Consider the following 21,624-nt stretch of genomic DNA (forward strand, 5'->3'; position numbering starts at 1 on the left):
TTTGATGCCCAGCCACGCCGTCCTCGACAACAAGACCCACCGCGACCTGCGCATTCGAACCGACGCGGGTGCGGACCTCGGCGACGACATCATGGCGACGTTGACGGTGCCGAGCGAATTCCGGCGCGTTCAGGCGCATTTCCCGATTCTCTTCCGCCGCGAAACGGGGCGCGACGCGTTTACGGCGATGGCGATGTTCGGTTTCCAGAATGGCGAGAATCTGTTCCTCGACGGTGATCGCTGGGATGCTCGCTATCGCCCGCTGTCGGTCGCGATCCAGCCGTTCCTGATCGGGCGCCCGCCAAGTGGAGAGGGCCCGGGTCAGGTGCATATCGACATGGACCATCCCCGCATCGCTGCGGCGAGCGAGGGGGTTCGGCTGTTCGACGCGGATGGCAATGCGACGCCCTATCTCGACGAGATCGCCGAGCGGCTCGGCGACCTCGACGAAGGCTATCGCGAGAGCGGCGCCTTTTACGACGCACTGCTCGCCTATGACCTTCTCGAACCGTTCAGCCTCGAGGTGACGCTCGACGACGGATCGCTCCATTCGCTCGTCGGGTTCCACATCATCGACGAGGCGAAGCTGCGCGCGCTCGATGGCGAGGCGCTGGGCAGCCTGCATGCGGCGGGGCATCTGATGCCGATGTTCATGGCACTCGCGTCGCTGTCGCAGCTGTCGGTGCTCGTCGCACGCAAGAACCGCAGGCTGGGCGGTGGCTGAAGCCGACGCCTCGATTTACACCCGCTTGGGCTCCGTGCCCGAGCGCGAATGGGATAAGGGGGCGGGGCTCGACGCGTTGCTGGAAGGCGCGCGCGAGCCCTTCGTCCTTCGCGGTCTCACCGCCGACTGGCCGCTGGTCGAAGCGGGCAAGGCCAGCGCGCAGGGCGCCCGGCGCTATCTGCTCGACCGCGCGCGCGACCGCCCGTTCAAAGTGTCGATCGGCCCGCCGGGCCATGACGGGCGCCTGTTTTACGACGCCGACATGGAGATGAATTTCCGCGTCGGCACGGGCAAGCTCGCCGACATTTTCGCCGGGATCGACAAGGCCGAGGAGCTGGGCGAGGCCCGCACCGTCTATCTCGCGTCGATCGATATGCAGTCGCATTTCGACGGGCTCGATGAAGCCAATTCGGTCGATCTGGGCGACCGCGACCCGATCCGGAGCATCTGGATCGGCACGCGCACGCAGATTGCGGCGCACAATGATTTTCCCGACAATCTGGCGTGCTGCGCCGTCGGTCGCCGCCGCTTCACACTGTTCCCGCCGCGCCAGTTCCGCAACCTCTATCTGGGTCCGATCGACAACACCCCCGCGGGCCGCGTCGTCAGCATGGTCGATTTCGATGCCCCCGACCTCGCTGCGCACCCGCGCTTCGTCGACGCGATGGCCGAGGCGCAGACGGTGGAACTCGAGCCCGGCGACGCGATCTTCATTCCGTCGATGTGGTGGCACCATGTCGAGGGGCTCGAAGGCTTCAACGTCCTGGTGAATTACTGGTGGCGGCGTACGCCGGCGTGGCTCGGCCAGCCGCAGGCGGCGCTCAATCACGCGATCCTCGCGATCCGCGACCTGCCGCCCGAGGACAGGGCGATCTGGCGCGAGCAGTTCGACCATTATGTCTTCGACAATGACGCCAGCGTCACCGACCATATTCCCGAAACCGCGCGCAGCATCCTTGCCCCGCTCACGTCCGAGACGGCGGGCCGGCTGCGCGCCTTCTTGCTGAGGGCTTTGAGTAAATGAGCGACAAGAAACCTGTCCGCGTCGTCATCGCGGGCGGCGGCACCGCGGGATGGATGATGGCGTCGGCGATCGCGCGCACGATGGGGCACACGGTCGACCTGACGCTCGTCGAGTCTGAGGCGATCGGCACGATCGGTGTCGGCGAATCGACGATCCCGCCGCTCGTCAATTTCAACCGCATCCTCGGCATTCCTGAACCCGACTTCATGCGCGCGACGCAGGCGACCTTCAAGCTGGGCATCCTGTTCGACAATTGGAAGCATGACGGCGACAGCTATTTCCACAGCTTCGGCCTGTCGGGCAAGGATCATTGGTCGGCGGGGTTCCAGCATTTCTGGCTCAACGCGCGCGAACGCGGGCTCGAACAGCCTTATGAGGATTATTGCCTCGAACTCGTCGCCGGAATGCAGGGCAAGTTCGCGCACCTGCCCGAAGACCGGATGAATTACGCCTATCATGTCGATGCGACGCTTTATGGGCGTTATCTACGCAAGCTGGCGGAAGCCGACGGGTGCACGCGCGTCGAGGGCAAGATTTCGCGCGTCGAACTGGACGGCGAGAGCGGCGACATCGCCGCTCTGCATCTGGATGGCGAGCGGCGGATCGAGGGCGATATGTTCGTCGATTGCACCGGCTTTCGCGGCCTGCTGATCGACGGGGCGCTGCACGCGGGGTTCGAGGATTGGAGCCACTGGCTGCCGAACGACAGCGCGATTGCGGTGCAGTCGAAACATCTCGGCCCGCCGATGCCCTATACGCAGGCGATCGCGCACGACGCCGGGTGGCAATGGCGCATCCCGCTGCAACACCGGATGGGCGCGGGGATCGTCTATACCAGCGGTTACCTGTCGCGCGACGAAGCCTATGACCGGCTGATGGGCAGCGTCGGCGAGCCGCTGATCGAGCCGTTCGACATCAAGTTCAAGGGCGGGGTGCGGCGCAAGCAATGGTTCCGCAATTGCGTCGCGGTCGGCCTTGCGGGCGGCTTCGTCGAACCGCTCGAGGCAACGACGGTCCACCTGATCCAGCGCGCGGTGCTGCGCTTCATACGCCTCATGCCCAACGGGCGCGTCAGCGAGCGCGACGCGCAGGAGTTCAACGACCAGCAGCGCACCGATATCGAACAGATCCGCGATTTCGTCGTGCTCCATTACAAGGCGACCAACCGCCGCGACAGTCCGTTCTGGCGCCACGTCGCGGCGATGCCGATCCCCGATTCGTTGCAGCAGAAGATCGAGCTGTTCCGCGAAACGGGCCGCGTGTTCCGCAAGAACGAGGAGCTTTTCGCCGAGAATAGTTGGGTGCAGGTGATGATGGGGCAGGGGATCGAGCCGCAATCCTATCACCCGATCGCCGCCAAGCTGCGCGACGACGAGGTCGAGCGATTGTTCCAGACGCTGCGCGACAATATCGCGGAGACGGTCGCGACGCTGCCCGAACATCATGCCTATGTCGCGCGCTATTGCGGGGCGGAGGCTCCAAAGGCGGCGTGATGCGCGCCGCAGCGATCCTGATGTTGGCCGCCGCGCCGGCCGCGGCTGCGGCGCAGCAGCCCGCGGACGCCGGGTGGCGGCTCGTCTGGTCGGACGAGTTCGACAAACGCGCGATCGACCGCGGCAAATGGGATTTCGATGTCGATTGTTGGGACGGCGGCAATAACGAACGCCAATGCTATACCGACCGGCCCGCCAATGCAGCGATCGAGGACGGCAAGCTGGTCATCGCTGCGCGCAAGGAGGCGATGACGGGGCCCGCCTTTCCCTTGTCGCAACGCGGCGACCCCGAAAAGGCGACGGCGCAGGCGACGAAGCCCTTTACCTCCGCCCGCCTCGTCACGCGCGGCAAGGCGGCGTGGACCTATGGCAAGGTCGAGGTGCGCGCGAAGCTGCCGCAGGGGCAGGGGACGTGGCCCGCGATCTGGATGCTGCCCGAAGACAGCCATTATGGCAGCTGGGCGGCATCGGGCGAAATCGACATATTGGAGGCGGTGAACCTTGGCGTGCGGTGCGACCAATGCGCGGGCGGGATCGAGAACCGCATCCTCGGCACGCTGCATTTCGGCGGGCAATGGCCAGACAATAAACATAAGGGCGATGAGACCGCGCTCCCGCCCCCGCTCGACGGTTTCCATGTCTTCGGCATGGTGTGGGAAAAGGGCAAGATCGTCTGGACGGTCGACGGAAAGCCCTACGCCACGCGCGTTGCAAGCGAATGGAACAGCAGCGGATCGGCCGATCCCGCAGCGCCGTTCGACCGCCCCTTCCACCTGATCCTCAACCTCGCCGTCGGCGGCGGGCTTGCCGAAGACCGCGGGCTGAAGGGAGTGGATGAAAGCGGATATCCGAAAAAGATGGAAATAGACTGGGTTCGCGTCTGGCAATGCGACGGCGATGCCGGTAGCGGTTGTGGAAACACGGGGGATCAGACGAAATAATGGGGCGTCGGCGGCAGTCGGTAACGATCAAGCATGTTGCGGCCGATGCAGGGGTGTCGCTGCAAACGGTAAGCCGCGTCATCAACAACGAGCCCAATGTCCGGCCCGAGATGAAGGAACGCGTCCAGGCGTCGATCGACAAGCTCGGCTACGTCCCCTCGATCGCGGCGCAGCGGATGAGCGGATCACGGTCGTACCTGATTCTCGCGCTCAACGACCGCGAGCGCACGATCGCCGACTGGCGCGGGCGGCAGGGGGTCGACTGGGTCGACCAGATGCTGCTCGGCGGGATGCTGAAATGCGCCGAATATGGCTATCGGATGATCTTCGAGCTGGTCGACACGCACAATGATCATGTCGAACGCGAATTGCGTGCGGCGATCGCGGCGCTGCAGCCCGATGGCGTCATCCTGACCCCGCCGCATTCGGACAATCCACTGATCGTCGGCCTGCTCGACCAGCAGAAGATTCCGTTCGCGCGCATCGGATCGCGCGGCGGCGCGGCGGGAATCGCGCTGACTATGGATGATGAAGGGTCGGCGCGGCGCGCGACGCGGCACCTGATCGACCTTGGCCACCGGCGCATCGGCTTCATTCCGGGCTCGCCTGAATATAGCCTCAGCCGCTGGCGCGTCGACGGCTGGGAAGCCGAAATGGCGGTGGCGGACCTCGCCACCGACGGGCTGCTCGCCGAGGGCGATTTTACCTATGCGTCGGGCGTTGCCGCGGCACGCCACCTGCTCGGCAGCGCTAACCCGCCGACCGCGATCATCGCGAGCAGCGACCAGATGGCGCTCGCGACGCTCGAGGTCGCGCGCGACCTGGGCATAGATGTGCCGGGGCAATTATCGATCGTCAGTTTCGATAACACCCCCGTCGTCCGCTTCACCCAGCCGGCGCTAACCGCGGTCGACCAGCCGGTCGCCGAAACCGCATCGCGCGCGGTGGAACTCATCATCGCGGCGCAGCGCGGCGCGCCGCGTCCGACCGAACCGACGCGGGTGCAGGGCGGCCTTGTCCAGCGCGGCTCGACCGCAGCGCCGCCAGTCGCCGTTCATGGCTGACGCAGAGGTTCCGCGCCGCCAGTCTCTCATCTTCCTATTGCTTTATGCGCTTGCATGGGCAGGTGGGGCGATAGCCTATGTTCCCTTCCTGACCATCTGGCTGCCCGGGCGCATGACGCAGCTTGCGGGGACCGCCGACGTCCAGGCGCTCGGCTATGTCACCTTTTTCGGCGCGATTGCGGCGAGCGTCGGCGGTATCGGTTTCGGTTGGCTCAGCGACCGGACGGGCAATCGGCGCGGCTGGATATTGGCCGGGCTGGTCCTGACGATCGCGTTGCTGCTGGTCGTTCCGCTGGCGCACGATATCTGGTCGCTGGTTGCGATGATCGTCGCCTGGCAGCTCACGCTCAACATGATGCTTGGGCCGCTCTCGGCATGGGCGGGCGACCTCGTCCCCGACGAACAGAAGGGTCTGCTCGGCGGGCTGCTCGCCTTTTCGCCGGCGCTCGGCGGCTGGTCGGGATGGCTCGTCACCTGGCCGGGGCTGGTGACGGCGGAGCAGCGGCTCGTCGTCATTGCGTTGCTGGTGGCCAGCGCCGTCCTGCCGGTGCTGTTGTTCGGTCGTCCGCGCGCGTTCCCGCAGCTCACCGCGCCGCCTCCTGCGCGCGCCGCGAGCGAGCGGCGGCGGCCGACCGGTCCGGCGGTGCGAATGTGGCTGGCGCGCCTGCTCGTCCAGATCGCCGAGGCGGCGCTCTTCGCTTATCTCTATTTCTGGTTCCGTTCGATCGATCCCGGCATGCACGACAATGAAAAGGCGCGGTTATTCGGCATGGCGCTGACGATTGCGATCCCGATCGCGCTGGCGAGCGGACGCTGGGCCGACCGCAACGATCGCCCCTTCTTGCCGTTGGTCGCCGCCGCCGCGGTGTCGAGCCTCGGCATGGTCGGCATGGCACTGGCCACCGGCCTCGACGCGGCGAAGGCGAGCTATCTCGTTTTCGGTATCGCATCGACGGTGTTCCTTTCGCTCCATAGCGGCCAGACGCTGCGCATTCTGCCGCGGTCGGACCGGCGCGGGCGCGACCTGGGCATCTTCAACCTCACCAACACCGTGCCGTCGCTGATCATGCCGTGGCTGACGATCTCGCTTGTCCCGGGATTCGGGTTCGATGCGCTGTTCCTGTTGCTCGCCGGGCTCTCCGCAGTCGCGGTGCTGCTGCTCGCGACGATGCCGCGCCAGCGCTGATCCAAGCAGAGAACAGCGCCCTTGATTTCGTCCAGTCACTATGCGACATGCAATTTGATAACGTTCACATTAGAGGGATGGGAGAGACGATGCGCCGACAGGCAATGGTCATGGCGACCGCGCTGCTTTTGGCAGGAACCGCAGTGGCGGCACCCGAAACGACGGCGAAGGACGCGGCAGCGGTTCATCCCGAGCTTTGGCCGGCGGCAAAAAGCCCAGCGGCGATTTCAGATTCGAAGACCGAAGCGCGCATCGACGCGCTGATCAAGAAGATGACGGTCGAACAGAAGGTCGGGCAGCTGATCCAGGCCGATATCAGCACGATCACACCAAAGGATCTCGAAACCTATCCGCTGGGGTCGATCCTCGCGGGCGGTAACAGCGGCCCGAACGGCAACGAACGGTCGACCGCGGCCGATTGGGCCAAGCTGGTCGGCGATTTCCGCGCGGTGTCGCTGCGCCCGCAGGCCAATGGCGTCGCGATCCCGATCATTTTCGGCGTCGATGCCGTCCATGGGCATAATAATATCCCCGGCGCGACGCTGTTCCCGCACAATATCGGGCTGGGCGCGGCGCGCGATCCCGAACTGATTCAGCGGATCGGCGCGGTGACGGCGGCCGAAATCGCGGGCAGCGGCATCGAATGGACCTTCGCGCCGACGCTCGCGGTGCCGCAGGATTTGCGCTGGGGCCGCAGCTATGAAGGCTATGCCTCCGACCCGAAACTGATCGCCGAATATGCCAAGGCGATGGTGATCGGCTTGCAAGGGCCGCTGGTCGCCGGCAAGACCGTCGGTACGCAACATGTCGCGGCGACCGCCAAACATTTCCTCGCCGATGGCGGGACGTTCGAGGGCAAGGATCAGGGCGACGCCAAGATCGACGAGCAAGAGCTGATCGCCAAGCACGCCATGGGTTACCCCGCCGCGATCGACGCGGGCGCGCTGACGGTCATGGCCAGCTTCTCGAGCTGGCAGGGCGTCAAGCATCATGGCAACAAGGGGCTGCTGACCGACGCGCTCAAGGACAAGATGGGTTTTGCGGGCTTCGTCGTCGGCGACTGGAACGGGCATGGACAGGTTGCCGGGTGCAGCGTCACCGACTGCGCACAGTCCATCAACGCCGGGCTCGACATGTTCATGGCGCCCGACAGCTGGAAGGGTCTGTACGAGACCACGCTGAAACATGCGAAGGACGGCACGATTCCGGTGGCGCGGCTCGACGACGCGGTGCGGCGTATCTTGCGCGTCAAATACAAGCTCGGGCTGTTCCCCGAGGGCCATGTCGACCGCAGCGTCGTGAAAGCCGTCGGGACGCCGGAGCATCTTGCCGTCGCGCGCGAAGCGGTCGCGAAGTCGCTCGTGCTGCTCAAGAACAACGGAAGCGTGCTGCCGATCAAGCCCGGCGCGCGCGTGCTCGTGACCGGCCCCGCGGCCGACAGCATGGCGATCCAATCGGGCGGGTGGACGATCAGCTGGCAGGGCACCGACGTCGTGCGGTCGGACTTTCCGAACGGGCAGACAATCTGGGAAGCGCTCGACAAGTCGGTGCGCGATGCGGGCGGCGTCGCGACCTTGTCCGACGGCGGGGTGTATAAGGAAAAGCCCGATGTCGCGATCGTGGTTTTCGGCGAGGCGCCCTATGCCGAGTTTCAGGGAGACGTCGCAACGCTCGACTATCAGCCTTCAGAGGCGACCGATCTTGCGACGCTCAAGACGCTGAAAGCCGCGGGCATCCCGGTCGTCGCGCTGTTCCTGTCGGGGCGCCCGATGTTCACCAACCCCGAAATCAACGCCGCCGATGCGTTCGTCGCGGGCTGGCTGCCGGGCTCGCAGGGTGCCGGCGTCGCGGATGTGCTCGTTGCGGGCAAGGACGGCAAGACGGTGCGCGGCTTTACCGGCACGCTGCCTTTCGCCTGGCCCGCCGACGCGCGTTCGCCGGTCGAAAAGCCGCAGTTTGCGGTCGGCTATGGCCTGAAATATGGTGCGACGACGAGCGTGCCGCAGCTTTCGGAGGAGTTGGGGGTCGATATTGCCGCGGCGCTCAACGTCGAAAATTTCTTCTCGGGCGGCCGCGCGCGGGCGCCGTGGGTGCTTTCGATCACCGATGCGGGCGGCAAGCGTCCGGTGGAATCGGCGCCGATCGCGAGCCCCGGCGGCATGATCGCGGCGCGCTCGGTCGACGTGCGCGCGCAGGAGGATGGCAAGTCCTTCGTCTGGACCGGCCCCGCGACGCTCGAACTGACCGGGCCCTATGCGGACCTGTCGCGCCAGCTCAACAACAGCTTTGCGCTGCGTCTCGAATGGCGGGTCGATGCGATCGGCAGCGCGCCGGTCAGCCTCGCGCTGGGCGGCAAGGCGTTCGACATTTCGGATTGGGTCAAGGCGACGCCAAAGGGCCAGGTCTCGACGATCAAGGTGCCGCTCCGATGCTTCGCCGATGCGGGCGCCAATCTGCGGCAGGTCGACTATGCCGCCGCGATCCAAAGCGACAAGGGCTTCGCCGCGACGCTGCTGAATACGAATGTCGAGGCGGTCGGGGAGAATCTGCCTTGCCCGCCGGCGGCCAAATAACCAAACCCGCACACGGGTTGGCTTAATAAAATATAGGGAGAGAGACATGGCATTGGCTCCGAACGTCGCGCCAAGTGCGGATCCGAACGCGGTCGAACAGTCGGGCAGGGTCGGCGGCGGCACCAAAGTCGTGCTGATCCTCGCCTTTGCGGTGTTTTTCCTGCTTGGCGGGGTGACGAACATCAACGACCTGCTGGTCGGCAAGTTCAAGCCGATGTTCCACCTGACCCATGCGCAGGCCAACCTTGTGCAGATGGCGTTTTTCATCGCCTATGGCGCCTTTTCGATCCCCGCTGGCATTATCATGTCGAAGCTCGGTTATATCCGCACCTTCGTGCTCGGGTTCATCATCGTGGCCGCCGCCGCCTTCCTCTTCATTCCCGCTTCGGCTGCGGCATCCTATCCCGGTTTCCTTGCCGCGCTCTTTTGCATCGGCGCGGGGATCACGGTTTTGCAGGTCGCAATGAATCCGGTGATCACGACGCTGGGGCCGGTAGAAACCTCGCACAGCCGGCTGACCTTTGCACAGGCGTTCAATTCGATCGGCGTGTTCCTGATGGTCTACGGCGGCGCGACCTTCCTGCTCGGCGATGAACAGCCGATCGACGCCGAGACCTCGAGCGAGGCGCAAATTCAGGCCTATCGCGTCGCCGAGGGCGCATCGATCGGCACCGCCTATATGTGGCTCGGGGTGCTGATGCTGGTGATTGCGGCGGTGTTCTGGATGTATCGGTCGGCGATCGACCATGCGAAGACCGACGATGTGAAGCTGGAGGGCACCTGGGGCCTCTTGACCCACAACCGCCGCGTGCAGTTCGGCGCGCTGTGCATCTTTGTCTATGTCGGCGCCGAAGTCGCGATCGGCTCGAACCTGATGGCCTATCTTGCCGAGCCGAGCGTGATGGGGCTGGGGCTTCAGGCCGCGGGCAAGCTCGTCGCGATGTACTGGTTGGGCGCTCTGGTCGGCCGATTGCTCGGCGGTTTCATCCTGCGACTGGCCAAACCGGGACGGGTGCTCGCGACCTTTGCGGCAGGTGCGATTTCGCTGATCATCCTGTCGGCGTTGACGACGGGTGCACTGTCGGGTTGGGCGCTGATCCTTGTCGGCTTCTGCAATTCGCTGATGTTCCCGACGATCTTCAGCCTCGCGACCGAGGGGCTGGGCGAACGGACGCCGCAGGGATCGGGCATCATGTGCACCGCGATTATCGGCGGGGCGATCGTCCCGTTCCTGTTCGGAACGGTGGCCGATCTGAGCGGCGATATCCGTCTCGCGCTGGCGGTGCCGCTGATCTGTTATGCGATCATCGCAAGTTTCGGTTTGTGGGCGGCGCGCCGGACGACCACGTAGCCGCCAGGCGGAATAAAGCCGCGGGTGATCGCGCTCTGGTGTGCGATCGCCCGCGGCCTCCCGCCCCCTCGCGGGAATAGCTGAATTCAGGCCGGGTCGGCGATTTCGATCCGGTTCCGGCCGCCAGCCTTTGCTTTGTAGAGCGCGGCATCGGCCGCCTTGAGCGCCGCGCGCGTGTCCCCATAGCCAAAGACGTCGGCGACCCCGCCCGAAAAGGTAATCTGGCCGAAGGGCTCGTCGGTCTTGCGGTTGATGAGCCGCCGGTCGGCCAGAGCTTCGCGCGCATCGTCGAGCTTTTCGGCCGCCTGCGTCGGGGTCAGCCCGCGGAACAGCATGACGAATTCCTCGCCGCCGTGGCGCGCGACGTGACAATGGTCGTTCGATATCCGCGCCAGCGTATCGGCAATCGCCTTGATGACGCGGTCACCGGCTTCGTGGCCGTGGAGGTCGTTGACCTTCTTGAATTCGTCGATGTCGCAAAAGGCGATGCTGAGCGGTTCGACCGCGGCGCGTGCTTCCTTATAGTGGCGCTCGAGCAGGATTTCGAAGGCGCGGCGGTTGGGCAGTCCGGTCAGATAGTCGAGTTCGGCGTCGCGCTTGGCGCGATCGAGGCTGCGGCGCAGCGCCTTCGCTTCATCCTCGCTCTTGCGCATGTCGTCCTCGGCCTTGCGCGTGCGGTCGAGCATGACCTTGGCTAAGTCGGCGAGGCTGGAGACGATGCGGCCAGTCTTCTGCAATTGTTCGAGGTCGACGACATGCTGTTCGAGCTCGGAGCCATAGTCGCTGGTGACGGTTCGCGCTTCCTTCGTATTCGCCTGGAACGCTTCGATATTGGTTTCGAGACGCGCCATCAGCCGGTCGAGTTCGACGCGGTCGGGCAGGCCGCGGTCTTCTTCGCCGAGTTCGTTGAGCCATTTCTGATTGATGCCGTCGGCGGACTGGGCTTGCGCGGCGATCTGCCCTGCGAGCCGCGGATTCCGGCCCGAAAAGGCACTATGTGCGAGCAGCAAATTGGCGGGCGACACATCAAGGTCATTGTCGACAAGGAAAGAGGTGATCGACGCGGCGAGTTCGTATCGAACTTGCCGCGCGAAGCTCCGTGCCCCCCCCACATCGGGCGGTGCATCGCCCCCTTCGGGGGAAGCGCCGCGCGAATTGCGGCGCCCCAGCCAACCCAGGAACCGTCCTACCGGCTCGTTCGATTGTGTTGCTTTCGTGGTCATGCGACATTTAACGGGCTGTGAAGGGGAGATTTAAGGCGAGCCCCATCCGTTTTGGCGCGATCGGTCCGATCGGCCCGTCAAAACAGAAACTTGGCTCCGCTCACTGCTGGAACGATTGTGCGATTGGCACATTCTCGGACACGAAGCGGACAGGTTTGCATTGCCCGCCTTTCGGGACTTTCGATCAGGCGACGCAGCGCATCGCGAAGGCCCAGAACAGCGCCTTTTGCTGATATTCGCTCGCCAGATCGGCGCTGCCCTGATGGCCGCTGTCCATGTCGGTGTGCAACAGCGCGGGATTGCCGCTCGTCGAGCGGCGGCGCACCTCGGCGACCAGCTTCGCGGGCTCCCAATAGGCGACGCGGTCGTCCTTGAGCCCCGCGGTGCAGAGCAGGGGAGGGTAAGCCGCCGCCCGGACATTTTCATAGGGGGAGATCGAGGCGATATAGTCATATGCCTTGGGATCGGCGAGCGGGTCGCCCCAGTCGGGACGGAACAGCGGCACCAGCGGATGCGCGCCGTCGCTCATCGTGTTGAGCATGTCGACGAAGGGCACCTGCGCGATCACGCCGCCCCACAGCGTCGGGGCGATATTCATGCTCGCGCCGACGAGCAGCCCGCCCGCCGACAGGCCGTAAGCGACGACCTTGCCCTTGGCCGTATAGCCCTCGGCTGCCAGATGTTCGGCGCAGGCTACAAAGTCGGTGAAGCTGTTGCGCTTGGTAAACTTCCTTCCGCCGAGGAACCAGCGTCGGCCTTTCTCCGATCCGCCGCGCACATGCGCGATCGCATAGCGCCAGCCGCGATCGACGAGCGCGAGCGCCGGGATCGAAAATTCGGGATCGCTCGGCACGCCATAGGCGCCATAGCCATATTGCAGAAGCGGCGCCTTGCTGTCCTTCGGCGCGCCGCGGCGCGAGAGCAGGGTGATCGGCACCATTTCGCCGTCGGGGGCGGGCGCGAACAGCCGCTCGACATCATAATCGTCGGGGTTGAAATTGGCGACCGCCTGCCGCTGGATGATCGTTTGCTCGCCGCTCGCCAGATCGACGCGGATCCAGCGGCGCGGCGATTTGGGCGACTGGTGGACGATCATCACCGACGAAGCACCATAGCCTTGCTCGGGCGGCAATTCGATCGTGTAGGCGGGATCGTCGAAGGCGACCGTCCGTTCCGTCCCGTCGGGGAGCAGGATGACGATCCGGTGCAGGCCGTCGGCGCGCTCAAGCCGGACAAGGGCTTGGCTGAACGGCAGGATCTGAAGGATCGGCGTTCCTGCGCGGTGAGGCACCAGCGTTCCGCGGGTGCGAAAGCTCTTTGGATAGAGGCGCAGCAGCGTCATATCGAACGCACCGCCGGCGTCGGTGAGCGCGATCAGGCCGCCGTCCCACTCTTCGATGTCGTAGAGCACCCCTGTCTTGCGCGGCCAGACGACAATGGGTGCCCCCGTTTCGTCGGCGGCGGGCACCAGCCGCACTTCGGCGGTCTCGGGACCGGCGAGGGTCAGCGCGACAAAGCCGTCGGCGGCCGTGCGCTTTACCTGCATGAAGATCGCGGGGTCCTTTTCCTCATAGACAAGCTCGGTGGTCTTGCCGTCGACCGAGGTGCGATAGAGCCGCGTCGGCCGGTTGCGCGCATCGCGCCATATCCAGAACAGCCATTGCGAAGAAGGGCCGAAGACAAGCCCGCCATAGCCATAGGCATCCTTGTCAACGATCGTCCGCACGTCGCCGGTTTGGTTATCGCGAATGACAATGCGGTGGCGGTCGTTGCCGACGACATCCTCGGCCCAGGCGAAATAGCGGTGGTCGGGGCTAGGCTGATGCCCGGTGCTGCGGAAATAGGGCTGACCTTTCGCGCGCTCGGCCTCGTCGACGAGTTCCTCGGGCTCTTCGCTCATCCGTGTGCGCGTGTAGATCGCGTGAGCCGCGCCCGCGGGCCGCGCCGATCCATAGTCCCAGCCATCCTTTTCGAGCGCGGGCGCCGCCACATCGCTCGACGCCCGCGCAAGCATCGCGTCCAGCAGCTTTGCGCGTTCGCCGGCCAGCGGCGCAAGGAGCGCGTCGGCATAGTCATTCTCGGCCTTCAGCATGGCGCCGACGGCTTGGGGCAGATTGTCCCGCGTGCGCTCGCCGCTCGCCGGGATGAACTTCATCCAGCTATAGGCGTCGTCGCGCTGGCGGCCTAATTGGTCGATAACATGCGAAATGCGCGGCGATTGCGGCGGCTCGACGCTCGGCCAGCGCCCGGCGGCGCCCTGTTCGCGCGCCCACGCCGCGCGGCTGCCTAGCCAGAGCGCCGCCATCGCGGCGCTGCTCATAAACGCGCGCCGGCCCTTGTTGTCGATGTTCTGCATGCGACCTCTCTCGCCCGGTGGGGCTCTCGCGTCCAGTGTATGGAGCCGCGATTGGCTTACTGCGCCGATCAGGCCACCCAATCCACCAATCGGGCAAATTGGCTGTCAGCATCGGCTAAACCCCGCTTTCCGGCGCGGGCGCGCTGGCCCGATCCGGCTGGAAACTGGCCCGACCATCGCCGTCACGCCAGTTTCGCATGATAGCTTGAGCATCGGATCTTCTTACCAATAGGCATTATCAATAAGGGAGGCAAAAATGGGGTTTGCATCGATCAGGCGGCTCGCGGCGTGCGGCATTTCGGTCCTGGCGCTGGGGCAGGCATCGATCGCGCTGGCGCAGGAAACCGACGACAGCGAGATTGTCGTTACCGCGGCGAAGCGCGAACAATCGGTGCGCGACGTTTCTGGCTCGGTGTCGGCGGTCAGCGAAGCGACGCTGCAGAAACTCAACGCCCAGAGCCTTTCGGACTATATCACGCGCGTCCCCGGCGTGGTCTTCAACGATTACCAGCCGGGCGTGTCCGAAGTCGTGATCCGCGGCGTTGCCTCGTCGACCTATCACGAAGCGAACCAGGCGACGACGGGCTATTATCTCAACGAAGTCCCGCTGATCGAACCTGGCTTCCCGCTCGTCATCCCCGACGTCGACAGCTTCGACGTGTCGCGCGTCGAGGTGCTGCGCGGCCCGCAGGGCACATTGTTCGGCTCGTCGTCGCTCGGCGGCGCGATCAACTATGTGGTGAACGAGGCCGATCCCAGCCGTTTCGACGGAGGCTTTGAAGGCAATCTTGCCACCACCAAGGGCGCCGGCGAGGCAAGCTATGCCGCGAAGGCGATGGTCAACGTGCCGATCGCGACCGACAAGCTCGCCGTCCGTCTCGTCGCGCTCCAGCGTTACGACGCGGGCTATCTCGACAACACGCTGCTCGGCGAGAACGGCAGCAACGACCTTAGGGTCAGGGGCCTGCGAGGGTCGATCGTCTTCACCCCGAACGAGGCGACGCGCATCTCGGCGCTCAGCATGTATCAGGAATATGATCTCGACGATCAGACCTACGTGATCTTCGGCCCGCCCAAAACATTCGACCGCGCGACCAATGTCGCCGAGTTTCAGGACACGAGCTTCATGATGCACAGCCTGCGGATCGAGCAGGATCTGGGCTTTGCGACGCTGACTGCCGTCGGCAGCTATACCGAGAAGAAGGCGAACCTGGCGTTCGACAATTCGATCTTCGGCGGCAACGACCCGCGCACCGACACGCCCGAACTCGCGAGCAGCAACGGCAAGTCGAAGACCGAATATGGCGAATTGCGACTGGCATCGCCCGACAGCGGACGCTTCCGCTGGCTGCTCGGCGCCAATTACACGCGGCTCCGCTCGAACAACACCGACGGCACCTTTATCGAGGGCATCGCCGACTATATCGACGCCAACCCCGGCGAATTCGATGGCCAGCCGGGCAGCGAGCTTGCCCCGGGCGACCTCGCGACGCGGACGATCAGCAGCAACCGCGTGACCGAAAAGGCGATCTTCGGCGAGGCGTCGTTCGACATCGTCGATGCGCTGACGCTGACGGTCGGCGGCCGCCTGTTCGAATATCGCTCGCGCCCGCGCCTGCAATATCTCCCGAACGCCAATCTGGTCGATCCGTTCGATTTCGCGCCCGCGGCAGACAAGGATTCGGATTTCATTCCGAAAGTCTCGCTGACGTACAAGCCGTCGAACGATTTCATGATCTATGCGCTCTATTCGGAAGGTTTCCGTATCGGCGGCGTCAACGTCTATTCGGCCGCCGTTCCCGGCCTGCCGCTAACCTTTGAAAGCGACACGACGAAGAATTACGAGGTCGGGACGCGGTTCGACCTGATCGACCGGACGCTGAGCGTCGATGTCACCGCCTATCATATCGACTGGGGCAATGTGCAGGCGCGCCTGTTCACCCCGGTCGATTTCAACGCCTATACGGTGAATGGCGGCGGCGCCGATATCGACGGCGTCGAAATCAGCCTGAACCTGCGTCCGACGCGCAACCTCAGCTTCTCGTCGAATATCGCCTATAATGACGCGCGGCTGTCGACGCTGTTGCCCGACAGTTTCGCGCCGGGCGGCGGTTATGCCAAGGGAACGCGCCTGCCGGGGGCGTCCGAATGGACGCTGTCGAACTCGCTTGACCTGAGCTTCGCCGACGCGCCGCTGAAACCGCGCTTCGGCATCGCGCACCGCTATCTGTCGAGCGCGCCGGTCGATTTCGCGGGGTCGTTGGAAAAGGGCGACTTCCACCTTGTCGACCTCAACGCATCGGTGACGGTGAACGACCGGATCGAACTCAGCCTGTTCGCGAAGAATTTGTTCAACCAGTACGGCATCCTGAATGCACCCTTCGCCTTTGCGGGTTCGGTCGCCCGGCCGCGCACGCTGGGCGCGACGGTGCGGTTCAGCCTGAACTGAGGTCAGGAAAAGGGGCTGCCCTGCCGGGATAGGCGGGGCGGCCCTTCTGATGGTGGCTGGTTTCGACCAGAAGCGGCCGATCCCCTTACTTCGTCATCCCCGCGAAAGCGGGGACCCAGAGCGTGCTTAGGCTGATTCCACACTGGGTTCCCGCTTTCGCGGGAATGACGAATATATATAGAACGACGGCTAGCGACCAATTGCGGACGTTAGAAAACTGTGAAAGCATGCGGATATGAACGCCAATATCCTGACCGTGCCTGCCATTATGTTGGCACTGATCTCATCTTCGCCAAGCATCGGTAAACCAAAAGACGAATAGGAGAGACCGGCACGGGAGCACGCGCTTCCGACGTCTCCAGGGCATTCGAGCGACGGTCCCCATAAGCTCCAAACGCAGAGCGCAAAATGCACCGGGATCGACAAAAGCGATCGACCGCAGTCTCTAATTCTCCAATCGCGTTGGTTACCAGATGGCCTCAGGGGGCGAACAGTGCTGTTCGTATTGGAGGATACGACTGGATTTTTGAAAGCCGGAAGTTGGCTCGAAAATGGGTCATACAGGGGTGACGATCGAAAATATGGGATTGAAGCTTCGGACTGGAATGGGGTGTTTTTTTAACGTGTGGGCGACCGAAGCGCTCGTATCTCGATACGAGAACATGATTATGACTTTGCAACCGTTACATATGTCACACGGCCCTACTTGGTGGGCGAAGATGTTCAGCCGGATCGAGGTTTGCTTTCTCTAGTCGGCCGTTGCCGATTGTTCGTCGAAAATGAACCGCGAAGCGATCTAAACAGACCCCAGATCATCGGACCTCGTTGATTTAAGCGAATCCCGTTTCCCACCCCAAAGTCACCGTCCCATTTCTCCGCTGAGCGGCTTGCGCTGTGCCGCCACCCCCTTAAAAGCACCCCAAAGTACAAAGGGGAGCCCACCACATGTCCGACAGCCTGTTCCGCCGCAAACCGATCGTTCCCGAACGGCGCGAGGGCGAACAAACGCTGGCGCGGACGCTCGGCTGGCCGCACCTGATCGCGCTCGGCGTCGGCGCGATCGTCGGCACGGGCATCCTGACGCTGATCGGCGTCGGCGCCGACAAGGCGGGGCCTGCGGTGATCCTCTCCTTCGGCATCGCGGGCCTGATCTGCGCCTGCGCGGCGCTCGCCTATGCCGAAATGGCGACGATGATCCCCGCGTCGGGCAGCGCCTATACCTACAGCTATGTCGTGATCGGCGAATTGCTCGCGTGGATCGTCGGGTGGAGCTTGATCCTCGAATATTCATTGGTGGTTAGCGCGGTCGCGGTCGGCTGGTCGGGCTATGCCGCGCCTTTGCTCGAGGCGTGGGCGGGGTTCCCGATGGCGCTGATGCAGGGCCCCGAACTCGGCGGCATCGTCAACTTGCCCGCAATTGCGATCATTGCGGTCGTCGCGGGGCTGCTGCTCGTCGGCACGCGCGAGAGTGCGACGCTCAATGCGATCCTCGTGCTCGTGAAAATCGTCGCGCTCGTCGTGTTCGTCGCGGTCGCGCTCCCCGCGTTTAACGCCGCCAATCTCGAACCCTTCAGCCCCTTCGGCTTTGCCAAGCATATGGGGCCTGACGGGGTCGAGCGCGGCGTGATGGCAGCGGCGGCGATCATCTTTTTCGCCTTCTACGGCTTCGACGCGATCGCGACGGCGGCGGAGGAAGCGAAGAACCCCGACCGCGATCTTAAGATCGGCATCGTTGGATCGATGTTCGCCTGCGTCGTCATCTATATCGGGGTCGCCGTGGCCGCCGTCGGCGCGATCGCCTACACGCGCTTCGCGAACAGCCCCGAACCGCTGGCGCTGATCCTGCGCGAACTCGGCAGTCCGCTCGCGGCGCAATATCTTGCCGTCTCGGCGATCATCGCGCTGCCGACGGTCATTCTCGCCTTTTTCTATGGGCAGAGCCGCATCTTCTTCACCATGGCGCGCGACGGATTGCTGCCCGCCAGCCTTGCCAAGCTGTCGTCGCGCGGGACGCCGGTGCGGATCACCATTTTCACCGCGCTGGTCGTCGCGGTGCTGGCGGGCTTCATCCCCTTGGGCGAACTTGCCGCGCTTGCCAACGCCGGTACGCTCGCTGCGTTTACCGCGGTGTCGATCTGCATGCTCATCATGCGCCGCCGCGCGCCCGATGCACCGCGCACGTTCCGCGCGCCGATGCCGTGGGTGGTCGGCGGCATCGCGGTGCTCGGCTGCATCTATCTGTTCTTCAGCCTGCCGGCGCAGACGCAACTGTGGTTCCTCATCTGGAATATCGGCGGGCTCGCGGTCTATTTCCTCTACGCCCGCCGACACGCCATTATCGGTTGATTGCTCGAGATCAGCCCGCCTGCCAGTCGAACGCCAACGGCGCCTCGCGAAAGGCGAAGCGGTCGAGGTGGCGCGCCACCGCACCCTCCAGTCCTTCGAGCTGTCCGCCGACGCTGGCATCGATGCGGACCGACAAGGCGTCGGGCCCAGCATCGAAGGTTACCAACGCGTCGCCCGGCCAGTCGGCACCGCGCGCGTCCTTCGGAAAGGTCACGGTGCCGTGGTCGGCGGTGAACTCGACCGCGAGGTTATGCTGCCAGTGTTTGCAGAGCTGTTGCAGATATTTGCTCGCGTGCGCCGTGGGCACTTTGGCCGTGGCCGAAATCGTCATGCCAATGCTCCTTACAGCCGCTCGATCTTTTGCGCCGCCTCGTCGATCAGCGCGACGATGTCGTGCAGCGCCGCATCGCCCAAGTCGCGGTCGCTGAGGCGGTTCATCAGCACGGCGCGCAAATTGCCCATCGCGCGGCGAACCGAAGCCGAGTCGGTGCGCTGCGTTTCCTCGCCGACCGCGGTTAGACGGGCGAGCGCGGCTTCGACGATCTCGCTGTTGGCGTCGAGTTCGGCGCGCCCCGCGTCGGTGATCGCGAAAAGTTTTTTCGCGCCGTCGCTCTGCTTCGCCTCGATCAGCCCCATGTCGTCGAGCATCGTCAGCGTCGGATAGATAACGCCGGGGCTCGGAGCATAGGTGCCGCCGGTCAGCTCCTCGATGTGGCGGATCAGGTCATAGCCGTGGCGCGGTTCGTCGGCGATCAGCTTGAGCAGCACGAGCCGCAATTCCCCGCCATCGAACATGCGCCGCCGCTCGCGGCGCTCGCCCCGGCCGCCGCCACCGCGCCGGCCGGGGCCAAAGCCGTGCCCGAAACCATGGCCAAAGCCGCGTCCGCCGCGGTGCATTCCATGCCGTCCGCCGCAGCCGCGGCCTTCCATTTTCGAATAGAATATCATTTGTCGTTCCTTAGGGTGATTCTAGATGTGTCTAAGATATATCTTAAGAAATTATGCGCAAGGGGCTTTGGGAAAAATTCTCGACGGAAATGCGGCGATCAGCTCTGGCGCGCGAAGCGCAGATGGATCAGCGGATAGGCTCGCCCTTGGCCATCGCGCTCCGACCGGCCGGTGGCGACGAAACCCAGGCGCTCATAAAAGCCGACCGCTTGGCCGTTCTGTTCGTTCACGTCGGTTGTCAGCGTCGGTTCATGCTCCAGCGCATGCGCAACCAGCGCGCGCCCGACACCGGCGCCGCGATGCGCGGGATCGATGAACAGCGCCTCCATACTGGATCCGTCGAGCAGCATGAAGCCGATCGCTCGGTGGTCGGCGTCGACCGCGAGCCAGAGCGGCGCAGTGGGCAAGAAGGATTGAACTTCGGCTTCGATGGCGGCGCGATGTGCGGTCGTCAGAAAGTCGTGCGTCGCATCGACGGCGTCGCGCCAGATCTGGACGGCGCGCTCTCCGTCGGCCGCGGAGGATCGGCGTATGCGTATCATGGCGGGGCTTTAATCTATCACGACGGGGCGCGCCAAGGCGGAAAGCGACCCAAATTCCGCCCTTGGCCTTGACTCTGCGCTCATCGAGGTTATTAGCGCCCCCGTGTTGCCAAGGCTCCGGCTGCGGCAATTCCGTCCGAGACAGTTGGTGAAGGGGATTTGCCCTTCTTAATTTCCAGCCGAGACGGGGAACAGTCTTTTTCGGTCGCCCGCCTGTTTGATCAGGCGACGCGTCTTGACCGACCCCATCGGACATCGTTGCGCAAAGACAGGCGAGCCTTGGCTCGCGTCCGGCTTTGCGTGTGTTAGCCGCCCGGCGGCGCGTGCGTTTCGGCGCCAGCGCATCTGGGCAGATGAGTGGAGTATAGGCATGGATCGTACGGAAAAGGCCGAAGCCGTATCCTCGCTGAACGCTACGCTGGGATCAGCTGCTGCTGTTGTGGTCGTCCGCAACCTCGGCATGACCGTCGCTCAGTCGACGGTGCTGCGCCAGCAAATGCGCGATGCAGGGGCCGACTTTCGCGTCACGAAGAACCGTCTTGCCAAAATCGCGCTCGATGGCACGTCCTACACCGGTATCGGCGAACTGCTGACCGGTCCCACGGCCCTCGCAACCTCGACCGATCCGGTCTCGGCTGCGAAGATCGCCGTGGAATTTGCCAAGACCAACGACAAGCTTGAAATCGTTGGCGGCGGCATGGGCGACGTGGTTCTCGACGTGGATGGCGTGAAAGCGCTGGCTTCGCTTCCCTCGCTCGACGAGCTTCGCGCCAAGATCATCGGTCTGGTGCAGGCTCCGGCCACCAAGGTTGCGCAGATTGCCGCAGCCCCGGCGGGCCAGTTGGCGCGGGTTTTTGGCGCATATGCCGCCAAAGAAGCAGCGTGATTTCGAACTAATTGAAACTTACTGCCGGGATATCCCGGTTCTGATGGAGAATGAACATGGCTGATCTTGCAAAGATCGTTGAAGAACTGTCGGCTCTGACCGTCCTCGAAGCGGCTGACCTGTCGAAGATGCTCGAAGAAAAGTGGGGCGTTTCGGCCGCCGCTGCTGTTGCTGCCGCTCCGGCTGCTGCCGCTGCTGGCCCGGCTGCTGAAGAGCAGACCGAATTCGACGTCATCCTGACGGGTGACGGCGGCAACAAGATCAACGTGATTAAGGAAGTCCGTGCGATCACCGGCCTGGGTCTTGGCGAAGCCAAGGCGCTTGTCGAAGGCGCACCGAAGGCCGTCAAGGAAGGCGTCAACAAGGCTGAAGCTGAAGAGCTGAAAGCCAAGCTGCTCGCTGCTGGCGCGACCGTCGAACTGAAGTAATCAGTTGGCGAGGGTCCGGCCGGTTGAACCGGCCGGGTTCCAGCGAAAAAAGAAAAGGGCGGTGCCGCGAGGCACCGCCCTTTTTCTATG

17 protein-coding genes are annotated in these 21,624 nt (G+C 64.2%); 12 read left to right on the forward strand and 5 right to left on the reverse strand.

Annotation, left to right across the window (positions count from 1 at the left end):
- Positions 1-4: 4 nt before the first annotated feature.
- The 8 genes from SKP52_RS06645 to SKP52_RS06680 all read left to right on the forward strand — a co-directional run bounded on the left by SKP52_RS06645 (position 5) and on the right by SKP52_RS06680 (position 10,356).
- Positions 5-724 (forward strand): SapC family protein, encoded by a 720-nt coding sequence (locus tag SKP52_RS06645; RefSeq protein ID WP_039573096.1) that lies wholly within the window; start codon positions 5-7, stop codon positions 722-724.
- A complete protein-coding gene (locus SKP52_RS06650) occupies positions 717-1,748 on the forward strand; it encodes a cupin-like domain-containing protein (protein ID WP_039573099.1) in 1,032 nt (343 codons plus the stop codon). Before SKP52_RS06645 ends, SKP52_RS06650 begins: the two co-directional genes overlap by 8 nt.
- Complete coding sequence (locus tag SKP52_RS06655) at positions 1,745-3,241, forward strand: tryptophan halogenase family protein (RefSeq protein ID WP_039573101.1); 1,497 nt, start codon at positions 1,745-1,747, stop codon at positions 3,239-3,241. The genes SKP52_RS06650 and SKP52_RS06655 overlap by 4 nt, the downstream gene beginning before the upstream one ends.
- Positions 3,241-4,182 carry a glycoside hydrolase family 16 protein gene (locus tag SKP52_RS06660; protein WP_039573103.1) on the forward strand — a complete coding sequence of 314 codons (942 nt, stop codon included), beginning with the start codon at positions 3,241-3,243 and terminating at the stop codon, positions 4,180-4,182. The genes SKP52_RS06655 and SKP52_RS06660 overlap by 1 nt, the downstream gene beginning before the upstream one ends.
- Positions 4,182-5,246, forward strand: coding sequence for a LacI family DNA-binding transcriptional regulator (locus tag SKP52_RS06665; protein WP_039573105.1), 1,065 nt, complete (start codon positions 4,182-4,184; stop codon positions 5,244-5,246). Before SKP52_RS06660 ends, SKP52_RS06665 begins: the two co-directional genes overlap by 1 nt.
- Positions 5,239-6,432, forward strand: coding sequence for an MFS transporter (locus tag SKP52_RS06670; protein WP_039573107.1), 1,194 nt, complete (start codon positions 5,239-5,241; stop codon positions 6,430-6,432). Before SKP52_RS06665 ends, SKP52_RS06670 begins: the two co-directional genes overlap by 8 nt.
- 89 nt (positions 6,433-6,521) lie before the next feature.
- Complete coding sequence (locus SKP52_RS06675) at positions 6,522-9,005, forward strand: glycoside hydrolase family 3 protein (RefSeq protein ID WP_039580139.1); 2,484 nt, start codon at positions 6,522-6,524, stop codon at positions 9,003-9,005.
- 46 nt (positions 9,006-9,051) lie between these two features.
- On the forward strand, positions 9,052-10,356 hold the full coding sequence (locus SKP52_RS06680; RefSeq protein ID WP_039573110.1) for a sugar MFS transporter: 1,305 nt from the start codon (positions 9,052-9,054) through the stop codon (positions 10,354-10,356).
- A gap of 86 nt (positions 10,357-10,442) precedes the next feature.
- Here SKP52_RS06680 and SKP52_RS06685 read toward each other — a convergent pair whose 3' ends face one another.
- On the reverse strand, positions 10,443-11,579 hold the full coding sequence (locus tag SKP52_RS06685; RefSeq protein WP_081997238.1) for a sensor domain-containing diguanylate cyclase: 1,137 nt from the start codon (positions 11,577-11,579) through the stop codon (positions 10,443-10,445).
- Between the two features lie 184 nt (positions 11,580-11,763).
- Positions 11,764-13,935 (reverse strand): S9 family peptidase, encoded by a 2,172-nt coding sequence (locus tag SKP52_RS06690; protein WP_039573113.1) that lies wholly within the window; start codon positions 13,933-13,935, stop codon positions 11,764-11,766.
- 256 nt (positions 13,936-14,191) lie between these two features.
- Between SKP52_RS06690 and SKP52_RS06695 the strand changes: the two genes are divergently transcribed.
- The gene (locus SKP52_RS06695) at positions 14,192-16,384 is read left to right on the forward strand and encodes a TonB-dependent receptor (protein WP_039573115.1); all 2,193 of its coding nucleotides are present in this window, start codon (positions 14,192-14,194) and stop codon (positions 16,382-16,384) included.
- Between the two features lie 945 nt (positions 16,385-17,329).
- Positions 17,330-18,730: an amino acid permease gene (locus SKP52_RS06705; protein ID WP_039573121.1), complete on the forward strand. Its 1,401-nt coding sequence runs from the start codon at positions 17,330-17,332 to the stop codon at positions 18,728-18,730.
- Positions 18,731-18,740: 10 nt separating this feature from the next.
- Here the strand turns inward: SKP52_RS06705 and SKP52_RS06710 are convergent, their stop codons facing one another.
- From SKP52_RS06710 to SKP52_RS06720, 3 genes are all read right to left on the reverse strand, one after another.
- The gene (locus SKP52_RS06710; RefSeq protein ID WP_039573123.1) at positions 18,741-19,061 is read right to left on the reverse strand and encodes a DUF2218 domain-containing protein; all 321 of its coding nucleotides are present in this window, start codon (positions 19,059-19,061) and stop codon (positions 18,741-18,743) included.
- An 11-nt stretch (positions 19,062-19,072) separates the two neighbouring features.
- Positions 19,073-19,678 (reverse strand): PadR family transcriptional regulator, encoded by a 606-nt coding sequence (locus SKP52_RS06715; RefSeq protein ID WP_228383850.1) that lies wholly within the window; start codon positions 19,676-19,678, stop codon positions 19,073-19,075.
- A gap of 98 nt (positions 19,679-19,776) precedes the next feature.
- Positions 19,777-20,220 (reverse strand): acetyltransferase, encoded by a 444-nt coding sequence (locus tag SKP52_RS06720; RefSeq protein ID WP_039573126.1) that lies wholly within the window; start codon positions 20,218-20,220, stop codon positions 19,777-19,779.
- Positions 20,221-20,590: 370 nt separating this feature from the next.
- Here SKP52_RS06720 and rplJ point away from each other — a divergent pair, with 370 nt between their 5' ends.
- Entirely contained in the window at positions 20,591-21,106 is a 516-nt protein-coding gene (gene rplJ / locus SKP52_RS06725; RefSeq protein ID WP_037516086.1) for a 50S ribosomal protein L10, read from the forward strand.
- 56 nt (positions 21,107-21,162) lie between these two features.
- A complete protein-coding gene (gene rplL / locus SKP52_RS06730) occupies positions 21,163-21,534 on the forward strand; it encodes a 50S ribosomal protein L7/L12 (RefSeq protein WP_039580147.1) in 372 nt (123 codons plus the stop codon).
- The last annotated feature ends 90 nt before the right edge of the window (positions 21,535-21,624 follow it).

The sequence above is a fragment of the Sphingopyxis fribergensis genome (genome assembly GCF_000803645.1).
In the GTDB taxonomy this organism is placed as follows: domain Bacteria; phylum Pseudomonadota; class Alphaproteobacteria; order Sphingomonadales; family Sphingomonadaceae; genus Sphingopyxis; species Sphingopyxis fribergensis.

Coding starts and splice junctions, on each gene's coding strand:
- SKP52_RS06720 (WP_039573126.1), bottom strand. CDS start 20,220: ATGATACGCATACGCCGATCCTCCGCGGCCGACGGAGAGCGCGCCGTC.
- SKP52_RS06665 (WP_039573105.1), top strand. CDS start 4,182: ATGGGGCGTCGGCGGCAGTCGGTAACGATCAAGCATGTTGCGGCCGAT.
- SKP52_RS06705 (WP_039573121.1), top strand. CDS start 17,330: ATGTCCGACAGCCTGTTCCGCCGCAAACCGATCGTTCCCGAACGGCGC.
- SKP52_RS06670 (WP_039573107.1), top strand. CDS start 5,239: ATGGCTGACGCAGAGGTTCCGCGCCGCCAGTCTCTCATCTTCCTATTG.
- rplL (WP_039580147.1), top strand. CDS start 21,163: ATGGCTGATCTTGCAAAGATCGTTGAAGAACTGTCGGCTCTGACCGTC.
- SKP52_RS06710 (WP_039573123.1), bottom strand. CDS start 19,061: ATGACGATTTCGGCCACGGCCAAAGTGCCCACGGCGCACGCGAGCAAA.
- SKP52_RS06685 (WP_081997238.1), bottom strand. CDS start 11,579: ATGACCACGAAAGCAACACAATCGAACGAGCCGGTAGGACGGTTCCTG.
- SKP52_RS06655 (WP_039573101.1), top strand. CDS start 1,745: ATGAGCGACAAGAAACCTGTCCGCGTCGTCATCGCGGGCGGCGGCACC.
- rplJ (WP_037516086.1), top strand. CDS start 20,591: ATGGATCGTACGGAAAAGGCCGAAGCCGTATCCTCGCTGAACGCTACG.
- SKP52_RS06675 (WP_039580139.1), top strand. CDS start 6,522: ATGCGCCGACAGGCAATGGTCATGGCGACCGCGCTGCTTTTGGCAGGA.
- SKP52_RS06690 (WP_039573113.1), bottom strand. CDS start 13,935: ATGCAGAACATCGACAACAAGGGCCGGCGCGCGTTTATGAGCAGCGCC.
- SKP52_RS06660 (WP_039573103.1), top strand. CDS start 3,241: ATGCGCGCCGCAGCGATCCTGATGTTGGCCGCCGCGCCGGCCGCGGCT.
- SKP52_RS06645 (WP_039573096.1), top strand. CDS start 5: ATGCCCAGCCACGCCGTCCTCGACAACAAGACCCACCGCGACCTGCGC.
- SKP52_RS06715 (WP_228383850.1), bottom strand. CDS start 19,678: ATGATATTCTATTCGAAAATGGAAGGCCGCGGCTGCGGCGGACGGCAT.
- SKP52_RS06680 (WP_039573110.1), top strand. CDS start 9,052: ATGGCATTGGCTCCGAACGTCGCGCCAAGTGCGGATCCGAACGCGGTC.
- SKP52_RS06695 (WP_039573115.1), top strand. CDS start 14,192: ATGGGGTTTGCATCGATCAGGCGGCTCGCGGCGTGCGGCATTTCGGTC.